The 20,207-nt window shown below is 70.2% G+C and carries 19 protein-coding genes; 7 read left to right on the top strand and 12 right to left on the bottom strand.

Annotated elements, in window-relative coordinates:
- The first annotated feature begins 152 nt into the window (after positions 1 to 152).
- The 3 genes from Q5762_RS28650 (at position 153) to Q5762_RS28640 (ending at position 2,679) form a co-directional block, all read left to right on the top strand.
- Entirely contained in the window at positions 153 to 920 is a 768-nt protein-coding gene (locus Q5762_RS28650; RefSeq protein WP_315895153.1) for a DUF4097 family beta strand repeat-containing protein, read from the top strand.
- Positions 921 to 1,136: 216 nt separating this feature from the next.
- Complete coding sequence (locus Q5762_RS28645) at positions 1,137 to 2,456, top strand: hypothetical protein (protein WP_315895175.1); 1,320 nt, start codon at positions 1,137 to 1,139, stop codon at positions 2,454 to 2,456.
- Positions 2,457 to 2,466: 10 nt separating this feature from the next.
- Positions 2,467 to 2,679: a zinc ribbon domain-containing protein gene (locus Q5762_RS28640; RefSeq protein WP_315895152.1), complete on the top strand. Its 213-nt coding sequence runs from the start codon at positions 2,467 to 2,469 to the stop codon at positions 2,677 to 2,679.
- A gap of 28 nt (positions 2,680 to 2,707) precedes the next feature.
- Here the strand turns inward: Q5762_RS28640 and Q5762_RS28635 are convergent, their stop codons facing one another.
- Positions 2,708 to 3,610 carry a hybrid sensor histidine kinase/response regulator transcription factor gene (locus tag Q5762_RS28635; RefSeq protein ID WP_399495284.1) on the bottom strand — a complete coding sequence of 301 codons (903 nt, stop codon included), beginning with the start codon at positions 3,608 to 3,610 and terminating at the stop codon, positions 2,708 to 2,710.
- On the opposite strand from Q5762_RS28635, the gene Q5762_RS40060 reads away from it, so the two are divergent.
- Positions 3,522 to 3,833, top strand: coding sequence for a DedA family protein (locus Q5762_RS40060; RefSeq protein ID WP_399495283.1), 312 nt, complete (start codon positions 3,522 to 3,524; stop codon positions 3,831 to 3,833). The two genes, Q5762_RS28635 and Q5762_RS40060, sit on opposite strands and share 89 nt — an antisense overlap.
- Here Q5762_RS40060 and Q5762_RS28625 read toward each other — a convergent pair.
- The 3 genes from Q5762_RS28625 to Q5762_RS28615 are packed head-to-tail and all read right to left on the bottom strand — an operon-like array spanning position 3,796 to position 8,422.
- Positions 3,796 to 4,656 (bottom strand): HAD family hydrolase, encoded by an 861-nt coding sequence (locus tag Q5762_RS28625; protein ID WP_315895174.1) that lies wholly within the window; start codon positions 4,654 to 4,656, stop codon positions 3,796 to 3,798. The two genes, Q5762_RS40060 and Q5762_RS28625, sit on opposite strands and share 38 nt — an antisense overlap.
- An 11-nt stretch (positions 4,657 to 4,667) precedes the next feature.
- Complete coding sequence (locus Q5762_RS28620; RefSeq protein ID WP_315895149.1) at positions 4,668 to 7,193, bottom strand: phosphoribosyltransferase; 2,526 nt, start codon at positions 7,191 to 7,193, stop codon at positions 4,668 to 4,670.
- A 47-nt stretch (positions 7,194 to 7,240) separates the two neighbouring features.
- Positions 7,241 to 8,422, bottom strand: coding sequence for an HpcH/HpaI aldolase/citrate lyase family protein (locus Q5762_RS28615; protein ID WP_315895148.1), 1,182 nt, complete (start codon positions 8,420 to 8,422; stop codon positions 7,241 to 7,243).
- 201 nt (positions 8,423 to 8,623) lie between these two features.
- Between Q5762_RS28615 and Q5762_RS28610 the strand changes: the two genes are divergently transcribed.
- Positions 8,624 to 9,508 (top strand): TerD family protein, encoded by an 885-nt coding sequence (locus tag Q5762_RS28610; RefSeq protein WP_315895147.1) that lies wholly within the window; start codon positions 8,624 to 8,626, stop codon positions 9,506 to 9,508.
- Positions 9,509 to 9,535: 27 nt separating this feature from the next.
- On the opposite strand, the gene Q5762_RS28605 is transcribed toward Q5762_RS28610, so the two are convergent.
- The 6 genes from Q5762_RS28605 to Q5762_RS28580 form a co-directional block, all read right to left on the bottom strand.
- A complete protein-coding gene (locus tag Q5762_RS28605) occupies positions 9,536 to 10,276 on the bottom strand; it encodes a Tellurium resistance (RefSeq protein WP_315895146.1) in 741 nt (246 codons plus the stop codon).
- Positions 10,277 to 10,372: 96 nt separating this feature from the next.
- Positions 10,373 to 11,515: a DUF475 domain-containing protein gene (locus Q5762_RS28600; protein ID WP_315895145.1), complete on the bottom strand. Its 1,143-nt coding sequence runs from the start codon at positions 11,513 to 11,515 to the stop codon at positions 10,373 to 10,375.
- Between the two features lie 30 nt (positions 11,516 to 11,545).
- Complete coding sequence (locus Q5762_RS28595; protein ID WP_315895144.1) at positions 11,546 to 12,121, bottom strand: TerD family protein; 576 nt, start codon at positions 12,119 to 12,121, stop codon at positions 11,546 to 11,548.
- A 163-nt stretch (positions 12,122 to 12,284) separates the two neighbouring features.
- The gene (locus Q5762_RS28590; RefSeq protein WP_315895143.1) at positions 12,285 to 12,860 is read right to left on the bottom strand and encodes a TerD family protein; all 576 of its coding nucleotides are present in this window, start codon (positions 12,858 to 12,860) and stop codon (positions 12,285 to 12,287) included.
- 114 nt (positions 12,861 to 12,974) lie between these two features.
- On the bottom strand, positions 12,975 to 13,433 hold the full coding sequence (locus Q5762_RS28585) for a peroxiredoxin (protein WP_315895142.1): 459 nt from the start codon (positions 13,431 to 13,433) through the stop codon (positions 12,975 to 12,977).
- 125 nt (positions 13,434 to 13,558) lie between these two features.
- Positions 13,559 to 13,984, bottom strand: coding sequence for a DUF3052 domain-containing protein (locus Q5762_RS28580; protein ID WP_315895141.1), 426 nt, complete (start codon positions 13,982 to 13,984; stop codon positions 13,559 to 13,561).
- A gap of 409 nt (positions 13,985 to 14,393) precedes the next feature.
- Between Q5762_RS28580 and aceE the strand changes: the two genes are divergently transcribed.
- Together aceE and Q5762_RS28570 are read left to right on the top strand one after the other, a co-directional pair.
- Complete coding sequence (gene aceE / locus Q5762_RS28575; RefSeq protein WP_315895140.1) at positions 14,394 to 17,126, top strand: pyruvate dehydrogenase (acetyl-transferring), homodimeric type; 2,733 nt, start codon at positions 14,394 to 14,396, stop codon at positions 17,124 to 17,126.
- 103 nt (positions 17,127 to 17,229) lie between these two features.
- The gene (locus Q5762_RS28570; RefSeq protein WP_315895139.1) at positions 17,230 to 18,021 is read left to right on the top strand and encodes a potassium channel family protein; all 792 of its coding nucleotides are present in this window, start codon (positions 17,230 to 17,232) and stop codon (positions 18,019 to 18,021) included.
- On the opposite strand, the gene Q5762_RS28565 is transcribed toward Q5762_RS28570, so the two are convergent.
- Together Q5762_RS28565 and Q5762_RS28560 are read right to left on the bottom strand one after the other, a co-directional pair.
- Positions 18,002 to 18,367, bottom strand: coding sequence for a peptidase inhibitor family I36 protein (locus tag Q5762_RS28565; protein ID WP_315895138.1), 366 nt, complete (start codon positions 18,365 to 18,367; stop codon positions 18,002 to 18,004). The two genes, Q5762_RS28570 and Q5762_RS28565, sit on opposite strands and share 20 nt — an antisense overlap.
- A gap of 166 nt (positions 18,368 to 18,533) precedes the next feature.
- The gene (locus Q5762_RS28560; protein WP_315895137.1) at positions 18,534 to 20,156 is read right to left on the bottom strand and encodes an MFS transporter; all 1,623 of its coding nucleotides are present in this window, start codon (positions 20,154 to 20,156) and stop codon (positions 18,534 to 18,536) included.
- Positions 20,157 to 20,207 lie beyond the last annotated feature (51 nt).

The following is a 20,207-nucleotide window of genomic DNA, read 5'->3' as shown; positions in this document are numbered from 1 at the left end:
AACAGCGTACATGGCCCATGGGTGGGTCCCGCAAACCCGTTCTTCACGGGGGATAGCCCCACCATCGGGTGGGTGGGCCGCCGGATCGTGCGGGGAGGGGGTGGTCCGTAGCCTGGGCGGTCTGTTCGCTCGTCAGTGGGGGTTTGATCGTCATGGCCGGTCGTCGTCGTATCCGTACGTTCCTCGTGTCCGGAGGGGTCCTCGTCGGGGCCCTCGGCGTCGTCGGGTGCGGGAGTGCGGAGGTGGACGGGGCGCCCGTCGAGAAGAAGAGTTTCGCCTTCTCCGGGGACTCGCTCACCGTCGATGCCGACGACTCCGAGCTGGAGATCGTGCCCGCCGACATCGAGGACGTGCGCGTCAGCCGGCAGGTCGACGGGTGGGTGTTCATGGGAGATGGGCCCAGTGCCTCCTGGAAGCTGGAGGACGGGCGGCTCGTCCTGCGGGTGGAGTGCGACGGGCTTGCCAGCGACTGTGGGGGCTTGCACCGGATCCAGGTGCCCCGTGGCGTCGCCGTCACCGTCGAGGACGACAACGGGAAGGTGACCGCCGAAGGGTTCGAGAGCGATCTGCGGATACGGAGCGACAACGGGTCCGTCGTCGTACGGGACTCCTCCGGCGCCCTCGACCTGACCAGCGACAACGGCGAGGTCGTCGTCGAGGGCCGCACCACCTCCGAGCGGGTCGCCGCCCGGTCCGACAACGGGTCCGTGCGGATCGCCCTCGCCTCCGTCCCCGCCCGCGTGGACGCCGTCAGCGACAACGGGGAGATCGACATCGCCCTGCCCGACGCCACCTACGACGTCGACGCGCGCAGCGACAACGGCAGCGTCCGCGTCGACGTGCCGACCCGCGAGGGCAGCGCCCATGTCGTGGCCGCCCGCAGCGACAACGGGGAAGTCGTCGTCCGCAGCGCGAACTGACGGGCCCGTGTGTTCGTCCTTACCTGGTGGGAGAATGAACCCGGACCGGGCAGGGCGGACACAGCACGGGAGAGGGACGTGGCGGCGACTCACGCGAGGGGCAGTACTACGAGCGCCGTGACAGCAGCGGGGGGCGTGGTGGGGGTGGGTGTCTTCTCCATCGGCCCGCCGGGTCCCCCTGCCGCCGTTCCGCGCCGTCCCCGCGCCCGCCGCGGCCTGCCCACCGGCCTGCTCCTCCCGCTGCTCGGCCTCGCGCTTCTTCCCGCCGCGTTCGCCAGTGGTGGTAACCGGCGGTGGTTCGGTGGGCGGGGTGAGAGTCAGCGGGCCGAGGCTCAGGCCGCCAAGGACGACGCCGCCGCCGCGTTCTACGAGCTGGACACCGCCCAGCGCGATCTGCGGATCTCCATCGAGACGATCACCGCCGTCGACGCCTCCCCCGGCGCCCGCCGCGCCGTCGACGGCTTCGCCGCCCTCGGGCAGCGGATCGACGAGGTCAGCCACGCCTACATCACCGCCGTCGACGCCCACGACCTCGACCGGGACGAGCTCGACGCCGCCACCGCCAACCGCGCCCGCGCCGAGCTGACCCGGGCCAAGGACGAGCTCGTACGGGTCAAGGGCGAGCTCGACCGGTTCGCCCAGGGGCTCGGGCCGCTCCTCGACACGGCCGAGACCCAGCTCGCCCGGCTCGCCCCCGCCGTAGAACGGGCGCGACAGGCGCTCCGTAACGCGAGCACCGCTCTCGACACCGCCCGCGAGGGCGGGCTCCGTGCCGACGATCTCGCCACCCGGCTCGCCCACCTCGGCCCCGAGCTCACCCGCCTCAACGAGGGCGCCGGCCGGCACGGCGTCGCCGAGACCCTCCAGCGCGCCGACCGGGTCCTGCGCGACGCCGAGGCCGTCCGCACCGAGGCCGAGCGCCTCCCCGAGCGGGCCGCCGAGATCGACAAGCGCCTGGTCTCCCTCCGTACCCGCGCCCAGGCCCTCACCACCCGCGCCGAAGCCGTCGAACCCGTGCTCTCCGAGCTCCGCCGCCGCTTCTCCGCCGCCTGCTGGCAGGACCTCCAGTTCGTCCCCGCCCAGGCCGCCGACAACGTCCGCCACGCCGAGGAGAAGCTCACCGAGGCCGCCAAGGCCCGCGACGAGCAGCGCTGGCCCGACGCCACCAGCCTCCTCGCCACCTCCCGCGCGCTGCTCAACGCCACCGACGAGGCCGTCTCCGCCGCCGGCGACCGGCTCCGCCGCCTCGACGCCGTCGCCAAGGACCCGCAGGCCGAGATCGGGCGCACCCGCTTCGCCGTCCGCGACGCCCAGCGCCTCGCCATGGACGGCCGCCACACCCCCGACCCCCGGCACGCCCGCCCCCTCGACGACGCCGTGGCCCGGCTCGACCGGGCCGTCGTGGCGCTGGAGGAGAGCCGCCACCCCGACTACTGGCACTTCCTCACCGAACTCGAAGCCGTCCGCGCCACGGCCGCCCGCGTCGTCGAACAGATCCGGGAAGAGCGGGGCTCCGGACAGCACGGACAGCGTTAACCTCATCCGTATGCCTCGTTACGAGTACCGCTGCCGGACCTGCGGCGACACCTTCGAACTCAACCGGCCCATGGCCGAGTCGTCCGCCCCCGCCTCCTGCCCCGCCGGGCACGACGACACCGTCAAGCTGCTCTCCGCCGTCGCCGTGGGCGGTACGACGGCCGCACCGAAGCAGAGCGGCGGCGGTGGCGGCGGGTGCTGCGGTGGAGGGTGCTGCGGCTGATCCACCGCCGGCCACCAGCCACTCGCCCTCAGCTGCCCAAGTACCGCAGCGCCGCCAGCACCCGCCTGCTGTAGCCCTCTCCCCGGCCCGTCAGCTCCAGCTTGTCGAAGATCGCGTTGACGTGTTTCTCCACCGCGCTCTGCGACACGTGCAGCCGCCCGGCGATCGACGCGTTCGTGTGCCCCTGCGCCATCGCCGCGAGCACCTCGCTCTCCCGGGGCGTCAGCCGCGCCGGCGGATCGGTGTGGGTGGTGCGGACGAGCAGGCGGCGGACGACCTCCGGGTCGAACGCCGTCCGCCCCTCCCCCACCCGCTCCAGCGCGTCGAGGAACTCGTCCACCTGCGCCACCCGGTCCTTGAGCAGATAGCCGACCGCCCCCGACTCGCCGGTCAGCAGCTCGGTCGCGTACCGGCCCTCCAGGGCCGCCCGCAGCCCGCCCTCGTCGAGCACGGCCGGGTAGACCCGCCAGGCCACCTCGCGCAGTCCGGCCAGCGCGCGCCGGCTCTCCTCGTGGGCCTGGAGCAGCAGGGCGTCGGCGCCCTCGGGGTCCCGGGCCCGGGTCCGGCGCGCCCGGCCGAGCAGCATGCCGAGGGCGACGAGCCGCTGCTGGACGCCGTCGTGGAGGTCGCGCTCGATCCGGCGCCGCTCGTCGTGCACGACGTCCATGACCTCGGCGCGACTCGTCGCCAGCTGGGCGATCCGGGCCTCAAGGGCGTCGGCGGGGCTGGGCCCGAGGAAGCGCCGCGCCAGCCCGTCCTCCAGGGCGACGACACCGAGCGCGCCCTGGTCGGCGAGGAAGACCAGGAAGGTCTCCGACATCGAGCGGACGGAGGCGTGGTTCGTGCGGCACGGCACGAAAGCCGTGTTCTTCGGCCGGATGGTGCCGATCTTCCGCAGCCTGATCTCCGTGCCGGCGGGCGTCGAACGCATGCCGCTGCCCGCCTTCCTCCTCTTCACCACCCTCGGCAGCGCGATCTGGAACACCGCCTTCGTGCTCGCCGGTTACGCCCTCGGTGACAACTGGGAGGAAGTCACCGGATACGTGTCCGTCTACTCGAAGGCGGTGCTCGTCGTCGCCGCCGTGGCCGTCCTCTGCTTCGTGGTGACCCGGCTGCTCAGGCCTGGTCGGGGAGCACGGCGGGGGAACCGTTGACCTGGGCGGGCAGCACCGGCGCCCAGTGGTCCGCCACCGCCGTACGGAAGCGGCGCAGGATCTCCTCACCGGCCGCCACACCCCGCTCGGCGAGCACGTCCAGGTGCGGGGCGGTCCAGGAGGTGTCGGCGAGCTCGCCGTGGCCGGGGCGCCAGGCGCGGTCGGCGGCGAGCAGCAGGTCCGCGTCGAGTAGCGAGTCGCCGGCGGCCAGCACGAGGTCCGCGCCGCAGCGCCGGGCGACCTCGCGCATGGCCGCGCTCTTGGTGAGCGGCTTCGGCACCGCGTACACCTTGCGGCCCTGGAGCGAGACCGTCCAGCCGCGCTCCTCCGCCCACTCCCCGAACTGCTTCAGCCACTCCTCCGGCATCCGCTCCCGCTCCACCACCAGGTACGCGAACAGCTCCTCGGCCACCCGGTGCTTGCGCACCCACGACGGATCGGTGGTGGCGGTGAAGTGCGCGCGGATCTCGGAGAGCGGCGCGCACTCCTCGGCGAGCCTGCGCAGCACGGATTCGTGCCAGTCGAGGTCGGCGACGCCGTCGACGAGGATGTGCCCGCCGTTTGCGCAGATCGCGTACGTCGACGCGGGGCCGGGGAGCTGGATCCGCTGGTACTGCTTGCGGGTGCGGGTCGTCGTGGGTACGAAGACGGCCTCGGCGGCGAGCCGCTCAAGGAGGCCGGCCGCGTGCTCGGTCAGGTACGAGAGCGGCTTCGACTCGTGCACCTCGACGCTCAGCAGCCTGGGCGCCTGCGCGTCGGGCATGCCGAGGGCGAGGGCGGCCGAGGAGTAGATCAGCGTACGGTCGAGGTCGCTCGCGACCATCACGGTGCCGGTCACTGGGAAACCACCGTCTTTCCGTCGGCGCCCGTGGCGCCCTTCGTGAACTGGGGGTGGATCAGGCCGACGCAGGTGTACGGCAGTCCGTCGACCTCCTCGACGGGGACTCCGCGCTGCTCGGCGAGGAGGCGTACGTGTGCGAGGTCGGCGCCGGCGCCGCGCTGGGCGAGGATCTTCCAGGGGACGCGGCGCAGCAGGACACGGGTGGTCTCGCCGACACCGGGCTTGACCAGGTTGACGTCGTGGATGCCGTGCTCCTCGCTGATCCGCTCGACGGCCGCCCAGCCCTCCCAGGTGGGCGTGCGGTCGGCGGCGAGCAGCTCCTTGACGGCCGCGTCGACGTCGTCGGTCACCTCGCCGAAGTGGGCGGCGACGGCGTCGAGGAAGTCGTTGGAGACGTCGGCGCCGGCGAGTTCGCGGTAGAACTTTCCGCCGTGGAAGTCGTCCGGTCCGACGAGGTCGGCGCGCAGGACGGTCCGCGATATCAGGCCGGATACGGTCGAGTTGAGGCACGCGGAGGGGATGAGGAAGTCCTCGCGGGTGCCGTAGGTGCGCACGCAGGAACCGGGGTCGGCGAGGACCGCGATCTGCGGGTCGAAGCCGCTGATGCCCTCGCGGCGCTCGAACTCCTCGACGGCTTCGGCGAGTTCGCGGGTGATGGCGCCCTTGCCGGTCCAGCCGTCGACGAAGACGACGTCGGCCGGGTCATGGTGGGCGGCGAGCCAGCGCAGCGCGTTGGCGTCGATGCCGCGACCGCGGACGATGGAGACGGCGTAGTGGGGCAGTTCGAGGCCGTGCCGGGCCTGGGCCCAGCGGCGCATGAGAACGCCGACGGGGGTGCCGGCCCGGGCGAGCGAGACGAGCACGGGCGTGCCGCTCCCCCGGCCGGTCTTCTCGGCGAGGACGGTCTCGGTGACGGTGCCGACCGCGCGGGCGATCCGGGCGGCGGAGGTCTCCAGGGCGGCGTGGAAGAGCTCCTGGTACCGCTCGCTCGGCTGGTACTCCACCGGCAGCGACTCCGCGTAGTGGGCGCCGCCGCTCTGGATGGCCTCCTCGCGCTCCTCGGTCGGGGCCTCCAGCTCGACGTCCGAGAGGTCCTGGAGCAGCCAGCCGACCTCCTCGGGGGCGTACGAGGAGAAGGCGGGGCCGCGGAGGGGCTCGGGCAGCATGGAGCTCCTTTCGGGAGCTTGGTGAGCTTGAGGAGCTTGGGGAGCTGGCAGAAGCGGACCGGGGACGTACGACGGGACCACGGCGAGCACCACGTGCGGGATGTGCGCCGCGAGCTGGGCCAGCAGGCCGTCCGGGGCGTGCAGTCCGGACGTGTCGGCGACCGAGTCCACGACGGCCACCACCGCGTCGAAGCCGGCACCGGCCACGTTGTACGCGTACCGCTCGCCGGGTCCGTCGGCGGGCGTGTCGTGGGCGGGGAAGACGAGCCGGGTGCGTATCGCGTAGCCGGGGTCGTCCACGGCGAGGACGGGCGAGCGGGTGGTGGTGGAGTACGAGACGTCCCGTCCGGCGCGCTCCAGGGCGAGGCCGAGCCGCAGCGGCGCGTACATCAGCTCCTCGAAGCCGAGGACGAGCACCCGCTCCGCGCCCCCGAGGGCCGTGTCGAGGCGCTCGGTCATGGCCGGCAGGGCCTCGTCCAGGGCGACGGCGTGGGGCGCACGGAAGCCGTGGCGGCCCCCGTCGGGGATGGCGGCCGGCCAGCCGAGCTCGACCCGTACGGGGGCCGTACGGGGCGCCCTGGGCGGCGGGACGGACGCATCCGGCGCGGTCTCGGACGCGGTCTCCCTGGCCGGCTCGTACGCGGTCTCGTGGGCGGCGACCAGCGCCTGGCCCTTCTCCAGGACGCCTTCCGGCAGCCGTACGGTGCCTGCCGCGCCGGTCACCAGGTCGACGCGGGCGCCGATCTCCTTGGCGAAGCCCTCCAGCCGGCCGAGGTCGGCGGCGGAGCGCATGTCGACCAGGGCCACGACCACGTACCGCTCGCGCGGGTAGCGCTCGTGCAGGTCGCGGATGGTGTTGAGGACGGTGTTGCCGGTGGAGAACTCGTCGTCGACGAGGATCAGCGGCCCGTCGCCGGCCAGCAGTTTCGGGTCCTCGGGGAGCAGGAGGTGGGAGGTGGCGTGCGAGTGGGACTCCTCGAAGCCGCCCGCGCTGGGCACGCCGTCGACGGGCCGCCGGGTGGAGTGCAGGTAGGGCGCGAAGCCGAGGCCGTCGGCCACCGAGTGGCCGAGGCCGGTGGCGGTCTCCGCGTAGCCGACGACGACGCCGCGCGCGGCCTCCTCTGCGCCGAGCAGGTCGCGCACCCGCAGGCCGAGCGAGAAGCCGGAGCCGTAGACGACGCTCGGCCGCTGCGGCACGTGCTTGCCGAGCACGTTGGAGACCAGCAGATGCGCCCGTCTGGGGTTACGGCGCAGGGCGAGGCCCAACATGCCGGGGAGCTTCTCGTCGCCGTCCAGTGCGACGCCGAGCCGCTCCGCGACCCACGTTCCCGACCACACCACGTCGTCCTTCACCCTTCGTCCTTCACCCTTCGTCCTCAGCCGCCGTCCTTCGGGCTTCGTCAGCCGGCCAGGCCGGCCGTGAGCAGATCCACGAAGCCGACGTCCTCCCGGGCGACGCCGAAGACCTCGGCGCGCAGGAGGGTCCGCTCGGCCCACGCGCGATGCGGCTTCACCTCGTTCATCTTGTTCGTGTACACGGAACGCATCACTCCGCCCCCGCCGCGCTCGGGCCGCACGATGTCCTGCGCGTCGCTGTACTCCTCGTGGCTGACCACGGAGAGCGCGTGCACCGGCACCACATGGGTGGGGTGGATACAGGTCTTGCCGAGCAGCCCGTTGGCCCGGTCGAGCTCGATCTCGCGCAGCAGCCCGTCGAGGTCGTGTTCGATGAGCGCGGTACGGAGGTCCTCGGCGCGGCCCTCCAGGAAGGGGCTGCGGCGCAGCTGGGGCTTGAACATGCGCTCGCCGAGCCGGAAGTACTCCCAGACCGGTCCGGTGATGGTGAAGCCGGTGCCGTCGGATCGGCCGAGGACGTTGACGACGTCGGCGATGACATGGGCGACGAGCTGGACGTCGTACGCCGTCATGTCGGGCGAGCGGCGCAGTCCGTAGGCGGAACAGAAGTCGGTGACGCCGAGGCGCAGGGCGAGGACCCGGTCGCGGTACTTGTCGACGGTCGTGGCGATGCCGGCGAGGCTCTCGGCGCGGGTCTCCAGGTGGAGAAGCTCGGGCGATTCCAGGACGGGCATGGCGAAGAGTCTCCGGCCGCTGCTCCGCTCGGCGGTGGTGAGCGCCTCCAGGAAGGCCCGGCCGCGGGTCTCCGTGAACTTCGGCAGTACGAATCCGGACAGCAGACGGGCGGCGTCGCCGAGACGCGTGACGAGATCGGTGATCTGGTGGGGCTCGCGGACCCGGATGAAGAGCAGGGGCACGTCCAGGCCGCCGTCGCCCGCCGCATCGCCCCGCGCGAGGTCGGCGAACTGGTGGACGAGGTTGGCCTCGGCGGCCTCCACGTCGGCGTCGGCGATGGAGTCCTCCAGGCACAGCACCATGGAGACGACCCCGCGAGCGGCCTGTTTGCGCACGTCATCGGCGAGACGCGGGCGGGTGGCCGGGCTGTAGAGGGTGGCGCCCAGGGCCACGGCGAGCGTGCTCGCGGGTGAGTCCGCCGTGAACTCGGCGGGCTCCTGGTGGAACAGTCCGGCCCGCGTGGTGGCCGAGATGTGCCCGAAATGACGCATATGACTCCCCCGACTGGCTCTGCGGGCCCTGACGACATGTGGCCGGTAATAGTACGTAGGTGCGGGTGTCCTTAGTTCCCCTCGTGTATGAAATCCAGGTAACTCGTCCGCATCCGTCACATGCCTTGTGCTTCGCGTGAGGGCGCGACGCGCGGATCGGTATGGCCCCCGCGTTGTCCGGCGGTCGGCGGGGAAGGCAGGATGACGGTCATGACGCACGCGATGCTGAAGGGCTCCAACGTCCCTCTCGACACCGCGGCCGTACGGGCCGTGCTCCGCTGGACCCCGGGCCCCGGGGTCCCCGACGTGGACGCCTCGGCGCTGCTCCTCGGCGCCGGCCGCCGCGTGCGCTCCGACGAGGACTTCGTCTTCTACAACCAACCCCGCCACCCCTCCGGCCTGGTGCGCCGGCTGCCCAAGAAACGGGTGGCGGAAGGGCTGACCGACACCGTGGAGGCCGATCTCGGCGGGCTCGACCCGTCGGTCGACCAGGTGGTGATCGCGGCCTCCTCGGACGGCGACACCTTCCGCAGCGTCACCGATCTGCGGATCCTGCTCTACGACGCTACCGCGGCGGACCGGGAGCCGCTCGCCCTGTTCGACGTGAAGGCGGAGACGGGCGAGGAGACCGCGATCATCTGCGGCGAGCTGTACCGGCGCGGGGACGGCTGGAAGTTCCGCGCGGTCGGGCAGGGCTATCCGACCGGTCTCGTCGGCCTTGCCACCGACTTCGGGATCTCCGTGGACGAGGGCACCGAGGAGGCAGGCCCGGCGGCGGACTCCACCCCGGCCCAGGGGCATGATCCGGCCACCCACGCGGCCCCGGACCTCGACGCGACGGTCGTCCACCCGCCGGTGGCCGCTCCCGGTCCCGTACCGCCCGCGCCCTCCGCACCGCCCGTAGCCGTGTCCGTGCCGCCGCAGCCGACCGCTCCCCCGGCGCCCGCGCCCGGCTACGGCTATCCCCAGCCGGTCTCGGGCGACCGGCAGGCGTACGGCTATCCGCAGCCCGCCGCAGCAGCCGCGCCCGCACCGGACCCGAACTTCCGGCTGCCGCCGATGGGCCCGCAGTTCGTCCGCCCGTAGGCCGGGGCCGGCCCATGACGCCACGGCTCAGGCCTTGGTCTTGTAGCCGCGCCCCCACTGCAGGCCCCAGCCGTACAGCCGGTCCAGCTCGGCCTGGAAGCCGTAGACGAACTTCACCTCGCGGCGGACGACCAGCTCGTCCTTGACCTTCTCGACCGTGAAGACCGCGCACGAGCGGGCCTGCGGGGCCCGCTCGTCGAGTTCGATCTCGATCCGGGGGCCGTTGCTGGGGTAGAGCGTCACCTTGGCGTGGGTGCGGTCGAAGGCCGGGGTCTGGTCGTAGATGTAGACGAAGAAGAGCAGGCGCTTGATCTCGTCGCGGTGGTCGAGGTTGACGAATATCGTCTCGCCGGACGAGCCGCCGAACCGGTCGTCGCCGCTGAGATTCACGTACGGCGGCGCGTTCAGCGATCCGAAGAAGCTGCCGAGCGGCTGGACGACGCCCTTGCTGCCGTCCGACAGCTCGTAGAGGCAGCCGAGGTCAAGGTCGACGTTGACCATGCTCTGGGTGTGCGCCTGGACGACCTCGGGCTTGAAGAGCTTCGAGGGGTGCCGCAGCAGCTGGCCGCTCTGGCGGGACCGGCCCTCGATGTCGGAGGTGCGCATCCGCCAGGAGAGGTTGACGCGCAGATTGCCGGTGGCCGCGCCCTGCTTGGTCAGCGAGACCGTCGGGCGCCGCTTGGTGAGGTCGATGGTGTTGCCGGCGGCGCTGCCCGAATCGAACTGCGCCCACGCCCTCCCCGGAAAAAGGCCGTCCCAGAAGCCCATGCGCCCCCACCCCCCACTCGAAACCTGGTCGTACGCCGCGGGGCGGCCGGGTGCACCGACCGCCCCGCAGTGAAGCGTTCCTCATTGCCAGGGGTGTCACACCCCGGACGACACCTCGGTCTTGCCCGAGGAGTCAGCATTTCCCTCGGCCGCCGCGATGGCCTTGTTGCGCCGGACGGAGGACCAGAAGGACCAGCCGATCAGGGCGACACCGATGAGGCCGGTGACGACCTCGGGGATCTGGTAGCGGATGGAGATCATGAGGATCACCGCGAGCGCGCCGATGGCGTAGTGCGCGCCGTGCTCCAGGTAGACGTAGTCGTCGAGGGTGCCCTGGCGGACCAGGTAGACCGTCAGCGAACGGACGTACATCGCGCCGACGCCGAGGCCGAGCGCCATCAGGACGATGTCGTTGGTGATGGCGAAGGCGCCGATGACACCGTCGAAGGAGAACGACGCGTCGAGGACCTCGAGGTAGAGGAACATGAAGAAGGCGGCCTTGCCGGCCAACTGCACGGCGGAAACCTTCTTGCCCTTGCGCTTGGCCTCCTCCTCGGCCTCGTGTTCGCGCTCCTCTTCCTCCTCCAGCTTGTTCTCGAAGTAGCCGGAGAGACCGCCGACGACGAGGTACGTGATGAGACCGAAGACGCCCGAGAGCAGGACGGTCGCCGCCTTGTCGGCCGTACCGCCGGACTGGTGGGCCTGGGTCGCGAAGGTCATGGCGCTGATCGCCAGGACGATCAGGGCGATGCAGACCGAGAGCATGTCGATCTTGCCGAGCTTGGCCAGCGGGCGCTCCAGCCAGCCGAGCCACTTGATGTCACGGTCCTCGAAGATGAAGTCGAGGAAGATCATCAGCAGGAACATGCCGCCGAAGGCCGCGATCGACGGGTGCGCGTCGGTCACGAGCTGCTCGTAGCGCTCGGCGTCGTTGAGGGCGAGATCGACGGCCTCGATGGGGCCGATCTTGGCGCTGATCGCGACGATCACGACGGGGAAGACCAGTCGCATGCCGAAGACGGCGATGAGCACACCGATCGTGAGGAAGATCTTCTGCCAGAAGGCATTCATCTTCTTCAGGATTCCGGCGTTGACCACCGCATTGTCGAAGGACAGCGAGATCTCGAGGATGCACAGGATCGCGACGATCCCGAACGCTTCCCACCCCCCGTAGAGCACCGCTGCGACCAGTCCGAGCGCCGTGATGGCGAACGACCAGCCGAAGGTTTTCAGTACCACTGTCTACCCCATCGTTTTATGTACGCGGCTTTACGAAACGTTGACCCCGAAGTCTAGAGCGATGCCCCGAAGTCCCGACGCGTACCCCTGCCCCACTGCTCGGAACTTCCATTCACCGCCATACCTGTACAGCTCGCCGAAGATCATCGCGGTCTCGGTCGAAGCGTCCTCGGAGAGGTCGTAACGGGCCAGCTCCTGGCCGTCCGCCTGGTTCACGACGCGGATGAAGGCGTTGCTGACCTGGCCGAAGGTCTGGCCGCGGTTGTCGGCCTCGTGGATCGAGACCGGGAAGACGATCTTGTCGACGTGGGCCGGGACCTTGACCAGGTCCACGATGAGCGACTCGTCGTCGCCGTCGCCCTCACCGGTGAGGTTGTCGCCGGTGTGTTCGACGGAGCCTTCGGGGCTCTTGAGCTGGTTGTAGAAGACGAAGTACTCGTCTCCGAGCACCCGGCCCGACTGGCACAGCAGGGCGCTGGCGTCGAGGTCGAAGGGGGCTCCGGTGGTGGAGCGCGCGTCCCATCCGAGGCCCACCAGCACCTGGGTGAGGTTGGGTGCGGCCTTGGAGAGGGAGACATTGCCTCCCTTGGCGAGCGTGACGCCCATGTGTGTGTCCTCCCCGGTGAAACTGCGGTGTGCCCGCTGATGGTCCTGCTCGTCGTTGCTGGTGGTGCTGGTGGTGCTGCTGGTCGCTGCTCGTGGTCCTGCCGATGAGGCACGTCCGGCGCCGCACGAACGTGCGGCGCCGGACGTATCAGTGCTGCGCGACTCAGACGTTGACGCCGAAGTCCGCGGCGATACCGCGCAGGCCCGAGGCGTACCCCTGACCGACCGCGCGGAACTTCCACTCGTCGCCGTTGCGGTACAACTCGCCGAAGACCATGGCGGTCTCCGTCGAGGCGTCCTCGGAGAGGTCGTAACGGGCGATCTCGGTTCCGCCGGTCTGGTTCACGACGCGGATGAAGGCGTTGCGGACCTGACCGAAGGACTGCTGGCGGTTCTCGGCATCGTAGATCGACACCGGGAAGACGATCTTGGCGACATCGGCGGGCACCGTGGCCAGGCTGACCTTGACCTGCTCGTCGTCGCCCTCGCCCTCGCCGGTGAGGTTGTCACCGGTGTGCTCGACCGAGCCGTCGGCGCTCTTCAGGTTGTTGAAGAACACGAAGTCCTGGTCGTTGCGGACCTTGCCCTCCGCGCTGACCAGAATGGCGCTGGCGTCGAGGTCGAAGTCCGTACCGGTGGTGGTGCGGATGTCCCAGCCCAGACCGACGGTGACGGCGGTCAGGCCAGGGGCCTCCTTGGTCAGCGAGACGTTGCCGCCCTTGCTGAGGCTGACTCCCACGAGTCCCTCCATGTGGTTTCCAGGGGCAGCGCCCCCGTCGTGCGTTGGCATTCGGATCAACGAGTGGATCCTAGTGACGGGTTCCCGAGCGGGACAGACGATTCGCCCTGATGCTCAGAGTGTGTCGAGCGCTTTGACGTAGTCGTTGAGGTCGCGGGCGTCCGGCAGGGCGTTGACGACGCTCCAGCGGACCACGCCCTCCTTGTCGATGATGAAGGTGCCGCGCACGGCGCAGCCCTTCTCCTCGTCGAAGACACCGTAGGCACGGGACGCCTCGCCGTGGATCCAGAAGTCGGAGAGCAGCGGGTACTCCAGGCCCTCCTGGTCGGCGAAGACGCGCAGGGTGTGGATGGAGTCGTTGGAGACGGCGAGGAGCTGGGTGTCGTCGTTGACGAACGCCGGCAGGTGGTCGCGCAGCTCGCCCAGCTCGCCGGTGCAGACGCCGGTGAAGGCGAACGGGTAGAAGAGCAGGACCACGTTCTTCTCGCCCCGGAAGTCGGAGAGCCGCACGGTGCGGCCGTGGTTGTCCTTGAGCTCGAACTCCGGGGCCTTCGTGCCGACCTCGATCGCCATCGCGTACGCGTCCCTCCACTGGACCGGACAGGTGAAGGCCCAGCTTAGGGCGGAGCCGGGGCGCCCTACGTACGGGAGCCCCCGCCGGTTGGGTCGGCGGGGGCTCCGGTGCAGCGTGGGGAGGATCAGCGCTTCGGGGCCGCCAGGCGGGTGCCCGACCAGTCCTTCGCGACGCTGATGCTCTTGGTCTGGGAGAGACCAGCAGTCTGCGCGGCATCTTGGATGTCGCTCGGCTCGATGTAGCCGTCGCGGCCGGTCTTCGGCGTCAGCAGCCAGATGTTGCCGCCGTCGTCCAGGAAACCGATGGCATCCACCAGTGCGTCGGTGAGGTCACCGTCCTCGTCGCGGAACCAGAGGACGACAGCGTCGGCGACGTCGTCGTATTCCTCGTCCACGAGTTCCTGACCGATGATGGACTCGATGCCTTCACGGAGATCCTGGTCGACGTCTGCGTCGTCGTAACCGATCTCCTGGACCACCTGTCCGGGCTCGAACCCCAGCCTCGCTGCCGGGTTGGTCCGCTCCTCCGCGTGGTCCGCGGTCGCGCTCACGGCTTGCCTCCTGATCATGTATCGGAAAATGCTTCGGCCACGCGCACACGCGTGACGCTGGCCGTAGTCCACACGGGCTGGGCGGATCGCGCAAGTACCCGGCCGCCGAGACCGCCGAAACGGTGACGTTTGGGGCCGTCTCGCCGCATCTCCCGGTTCGGTTCCACTCCGCTCCGTGACATATGGCACACGCTTCGTCCTGCTTTGCGGGCTTCCGCGGCTTCAGTCTGCCGAACGTCCTGACGAAACGCATGCGCGGGTTGGGCGTAAGGTTGCGATTTGACCCAACCAGGCGCCCAGTGGGGGTTACCCCTCGGTAGAGATGACGTTTTACACCGACGGGGTACACGATGGACATCCCGGCTGGCGTCCCGGCCTCCGCGGGCTCCACCGACAGCGAAGGAACAGCGTGGCTTCCGGATCCGATCGCAACCCGATCATCATTGGCGGCCTTCCCAGCCAGGTCCCGGATTTTGATCCCGAAGAGACCCAGGAGTGGCTCGACTCCCTCGACGCGGCCGTCGACGAGCGAGGCCGGGAGCGGGCCCGCTATCTGATGCTCCGGCTGATCGAGCGCGCCCGCGAGAAGCGCGTCGCCGTGCCCGAGATGCGCAGCACGGACTACGTCAACACCATCGCGACCAAGGACGAGCCGTTCTTCCCGGGCAACGAGGAGATCGAGCGCAAGGTCCTCAACGCGACCCGCTGGAACGCGGCCGTGATGGTCTCGCGCGCGCAGCGCCCGGGCATCGGGGTCGGCGGTCACATCGCCACCTTCGCCTCCTCCGCCTCGCTGTACGACGTCGGCTTCAACCACTTCTTCCGGGGCAAGGACGAGGGCGACGGCGGCGACCAGATCTTCTTCCAGGGCCACGCCTCGCCCGGTATCTACGCCCGCGCCTATCTGCTCGACCGGCTGAGCGAGACGCAGCTCGACGCGTTCCGCCAGGAGAAGTCGAAGTACCCGAACGGCCTGTCCTCGTACCCGCACCCGCGGCTCATGCCGGACTTCTGGGAGTTCCCGACCGTCTCGATGGGCCTCGGTCCGCTCGGCGCGATCTACCAGGCCCGGATGAACCGCTACATGGAGGCGCGCGGCATCGCCGACACCTCCAAGTCGCACGTCTGGGCGTTCCTCGGCGACGGCGAGATGGACGAGCCGGAGTCGCTCGGCCAGCTCTCCATCGCCGCCCGTGAGGGCCTGGACAACCTGACCTTCGTCGTCAACTGCAACCTGCAGCGCCTCGACGGCCCGGTGCGCGGCAACGGAAAGATCATCCAGGAGCTGGAGTCGCAGTTCCGCGGCGCCGGCTGGAACGTGATCAAGCTCATCTGGGACCGCTCCTGGGACCCGCTGCTCGCCCAGGACCGCGACGGCATCCTGGTCAACAAGCTGAACACGACACCCGACGGCCAGTTCCAGACGTACGCCACGGAGACCGGCGCATACATCCGCGACCACTTCTTCGGCGACGACCAGCGGCTGCGTTCGATGGTCGAGTCCATGTCGGACCACCAGATCCTGCACCTGGGCCGCGGTGGTCACGACCACAAGAAGGTCTACGCGGCCTTCGCGGCGGCCAAGGCCCACAAGGGCCAGCCGACCGTCGTCCTCGCGCAGACCGTCAAGGGCTGGACGCTGGGCCCGAACTTCGAGGGCCGCAACGCGACCCACCAGATGAAGAAGCTGACGGTCGACGACCTCAAGCGCTTCCGCGACCGGCTGCACATCCCGGTCACCGACACGCAGCTGGAGAACGGCCTGCCGCCGTACTACCACCCGGGCCGGAACTCCGAGGAGATCCAGTACATGCACGACCGCCGCAAGGCGCTCGGCGGGTACGTCCCGACCCGTGTCGTGCGGTCGAAGCCGCTGGTCCTGCCGGAGGAGAAGACCTACGCCCCGGTGAAGAAGGGCTCCGGCCAGCAGTCGATCGCCACCACGATGGCCTTCGTCCGGCTGCTCAAGGACCTGATGCGGGACAAGGAGATCGGCAAGCGGTTCGTGCTGATCGCCCCCGACGAGTACCGCACGTTCGGCATGGACTCGTTCTTCCCGAGCGCGAAAATCTACAACCCGCTGGGCCAGCAGTACGAGGCCGTGGACCGCGAACTGCTCCTCGCGTACAAGGAGTCCCCGACCGGTCAGATGCTGCACGACGGCATCTCCGAGGCCGGCTGCACGGCCTCCCTGATCGCGGCAGGTTCGGCGTACGCCACGCACGGCGAGCCGCTGATCCCGGTCTACGTCTTCTACTCGATGTTCGGCTTCCAGCGGACCGGCGACCAGTTCTGGCAGATGGCCGACCAGCTCGCGCGCGGCTTCGTGCTCGGCGCCACCGCCGGCCGTACGACGCTGACCGGTGAGGGCCTCCAGCACGCCGACGGCCACTCGCACCTGCTGGCCTCGACGAACCCGGGCTGCGTCGCGTACGACCCGGCCTTCGGCTTCGAGATCGCGCACATCGTCCAGGACGGCCTGAAGAGGATGTACGGCCCCGGCGCCGAGGACGTCTTCTACTACCTGACGGTCTACAACGAGCCGATCCAGCACCCGGCCGAGCCCGAGAACGTGGACGCCGACGGCATCCTCAAGGGCATCTACCGCTACAAGGCGGGCGAGGCCGGCGCGATCCCCGCGCAGATCATGGCCTCCGGTGTCGCCGTGCCGTGGGCGGTGGAGGCGCAGCGGATCCTCGCCGAGGAGTGGAACGTCCGCGCCGACGTCTGGTCGGCCACGTCCTGGAACGAGCTGCGCCGCGAGGCCGTGGACGTCGACCGGCACAACCTGCTCCACCCGGAGGAGGAGCCCCGCGTCCCGTACGTGACGCGCAAGTTGTCCTCCGCGCAGGGCCCGTTCGTCGCGGTCTCCGACTGGATGCGCTCGGTCCCGGACCAGATCTCCCGCTGGGTGCCGGGCACCTACACCTCGCTCGGCGCGGACGGCTTCGGCTTCGCGGACACCCGGGGTGCGGCCCGCCGCTTCTTCCACATCGACGCCCAGTCGATCGTGCTCGCGGTCCTCACCGAACTCGCCCGCGAGGGCAAGGTCGACCGGTCGGCCCCGAAGCAGGCCATCGACCGCTACCAGCTGCTCGACGTCGCGGCCGCCGACCCGGGTGCCGCGGGCGGAGACGCGTAACAGCGCGTTCGCCGCACTCGTCGCGCTCCTCGCGTAGCGGCGTACTCGTGCGGTGCGGGTGCGGGGGCCAGTGCGCCCCCGCACCCGCCATACGATTCCCGCCATGATGGAAAGCTGGGAGAAGCGCACCCAGACGCCACTGCTGATCCTGGCAGTGGCGTTCGGCGTCGCGTACGCCGTACCGATCGTGGCGCCGGACGCCGCCCGCTCGATCCACGAACTGTGTCTGGCCGTGGAGTGGGTGGTGTGGGGTGCGTTCGCGCTCGACTACGCCGTACGACTGGCGCTCGCTCCGCACAAGTGGCACTTCGTCCGTCACCACCCGCTGGACCTGCTGGCCGTCCTGCTGCCGCTCGTGCAGCCGCTTCGGCTGCTGCGCTTGGTCTCGACGCTCCTCCTCGTGGGCCGGCGGGCCCGGATGGCCCCACAGGTAAAGCTCACCACCTATGTGGCGGGCGCGGTGGTCGGGCTGATGATGTTCGGCTCGCTGGCCGTGCTCCAGGTGGAGCGGAACGCCCCGGACGGGAACATCAAGACGCTCGGCGACGCGGTGTGGTGGTCGTTCACGACGATGACGACCGTGGGCTACGGCGATCACGCCCCGAAGACGGGACTCGGCCGCGTCCTCGCGGTGGGCCTGATGCTCTCGGGGATCGCCCTGCTCGGTGTGGTGACCGCGAACATCGCCGCCTGGTTCATCTCCCGCTTCGAGCGCGACGACGCCGTCGAGCGCCGGCACACCGAACTCCTGGAGGCGCTCACCCGGGAGGTCCAGGAGCTGCGCGCCGAGGTGTCCCGGCTCTCCGCCCCCGTACCGGCTTCGGCTCAGGGCACGCCCCCCGAGATCCAGCACGTCCGTAAGATCCCCGGGCCCCCTAGCGCTCCCAGAGCTTGAAGGCTCTGACCTCGTACGGACTCTCGGGCACCCAGGTCCCGCGCCCCGGATAGGTCTCGAACTCTCCCGTCTCCGCGCACTCCGGTGACTGGTACGTGGTGACCGGCCGCCCCGTCCGGTTGGCGAGGGCCCGGGCGCTCGCGCCCGAGGGCAGGGCGACACAGCTCTCGATATCCGTGTCGGCCAGCTCGTGCGTCCACGGGGCGCCCTTGAAGTCCGCCTTGGGCCAGAGACACAGCTGACCGGGTCCGCAGGCGCCGAGCTTCGTCGCGGGAGCAGCGGCGGCCGGCAGGGCCGTGAGCAGGATGGCCGCCAGTGCGGCCAGGAGTACGTGCTTCGTATACATGTCGGTGAACCCCCCGATTGGTCACTCTCTGTAATCAGAACTCTGAGGGAGGTCACCGCCTGTTGGGAAGAGGCCAAGGGTCGAATCACCCGAACAGGTGACGACAGGCGAAAGCCCCGCCGGACAGGTCCGGCGGGGCTTCCTCGCTCGTACAAGAAACGGAGCGTCAGATGTGGGCCGCGCCCGCACCCGCCTCCGCGTTGTCGCCGCGCTTGGTCAGCGTGGCGACCAGGGCCGCGACGACGGCGACGACACCGGCGACGGTGAACGCGAGGCCCATGCCGTCCAGGAAGGTGTCGTGGATGACACCACCGATCTTGTCGAACATGTCCGGGGTCATGTTCGGAGCCTTGGCCAGCTCCTGCGGGACCATGCCGAACTCGGCAGCCTGCTCAAGACCCGGTGCGGGCGCGCCCGGGATCCCGGCCGCCGCCCAGTTCTCCTCGAACGCGCTGGAGACCTTGGAGGACATGACCGCGCCGAGCACCGCCGTACCGAGCGCGCCGCCGACCTGCATCGCGGCCTGCTGGAGACCGCCGGCCACACCGGAGAGCTCCAGCGGGGCGTTGCCGACGATGACCTCGGTGGCGCCGACCATCACCGGGGCGAGGCCCAGGCCGAGCAGCGCGAACCAGAGCGAGGTCGCGAAGGTACTGGTCCCGGCGGAGAGCGTCATCATGCCGAACATCGCGACGGCGGTGCAGACCATGCCGCCCACCAGCGGGATGCGCGGGCCGAACCTGGTGATCAGGGCGCCGGCCAGCGGCGAGGAGACGATCATCATCGCGGTCAGCGGCAGCAGGTGCAGACCGCTGTCGATCGGGCTCAGGCCCTTCACGCCCTGGAGGTAGAAGGTCACGAAGAAGAGGCCGCCCATGAAGGCGAAGGCCATCAGGACCATCAGCACGACGCCCGCCGTGAGCGGGACGGAGCGGAACATGGCCAGCGGGATGAGCGGCTCCTTGACCTTCGTCTGCCAGAGGGCGAAGACGACGAAGAGCAGAACCGAGGCCGCCAGGCAGCCCACGGTGTTACCGCTCGCCCAGCCCCACTTGGCACCGGCGTTGATGAGGCCCCAGACGAGGGAGCCCATCGCGCCGGAGAGCAGCACGATGCCGAGGATGTCGAAGGAGCGCGGGGCGTTCTCGGCGCGGTGGTCCTTGAGGATCACCAGGCCGAGCACCAGCGCGAGTATGCCGACCGGCACGTTGATGAAGAAGACGGACTGCCAGCTGACGTGCTCGACGAGGAAGCCGCCGAGGATCGGGCCGCCGGCGGTCGAGGCGCCGATGACCATGCCCCAGATGCCGATGGCCATGTTCAGCTTCTCGGCGGGGAAGGTGGCGCGCAGCAGGCCGAGCGCGGCCGGCATCAGCAGGGCGCCGAAGAGGCCCTGGAGGACACGGAAGGCGATCACGAGGTTGATCGACTCCGACAGGCCGATCGCCGCGGAGGAGGCGGCGAAGCCCGCGATGCCGATGAGGAAGGTCTGGCGGTGGCCGAAACGGTCACCGAGCTTGCCGGCCGTGATCAGGGCGACGGCGAGCGCGAGGAGGTATCCGTTGGTGATCCACTGGAGCTGGTCGAGCGAGGCTCCGAGGTCGGCCTGGATGGCAGGGTTGGCGATGGCGACGATCGTGCCGTCGAGCGCGACCATCATCACGCCGGCAGCGACGCCGAACAGGGTCAGCCAGGGGTGGCCTCGCAGTCCCTTCGCCGGCGCCGGCGCGGGGCTCCGGTCCCCCCCATGACCCTGCGGGGCCTTTTCCACGGTGGTCTGACTAGTCATGCGAAAGAGGCTAATGTCAGCGACTGACAATTGACAAAGCAATTCATCCGA

Source organism: Streptomyces sp. P9(2023) (assembly GCF_032436795.1).
Classification (GTDB): Bacteria; Actinomycetota; Actinomycetes; order Streptomycetales; family Streptomycetaceae; genus Streptomyces.
This window is presented reverse-complemented; position numbering and strand designations above follow the sequence as displayed.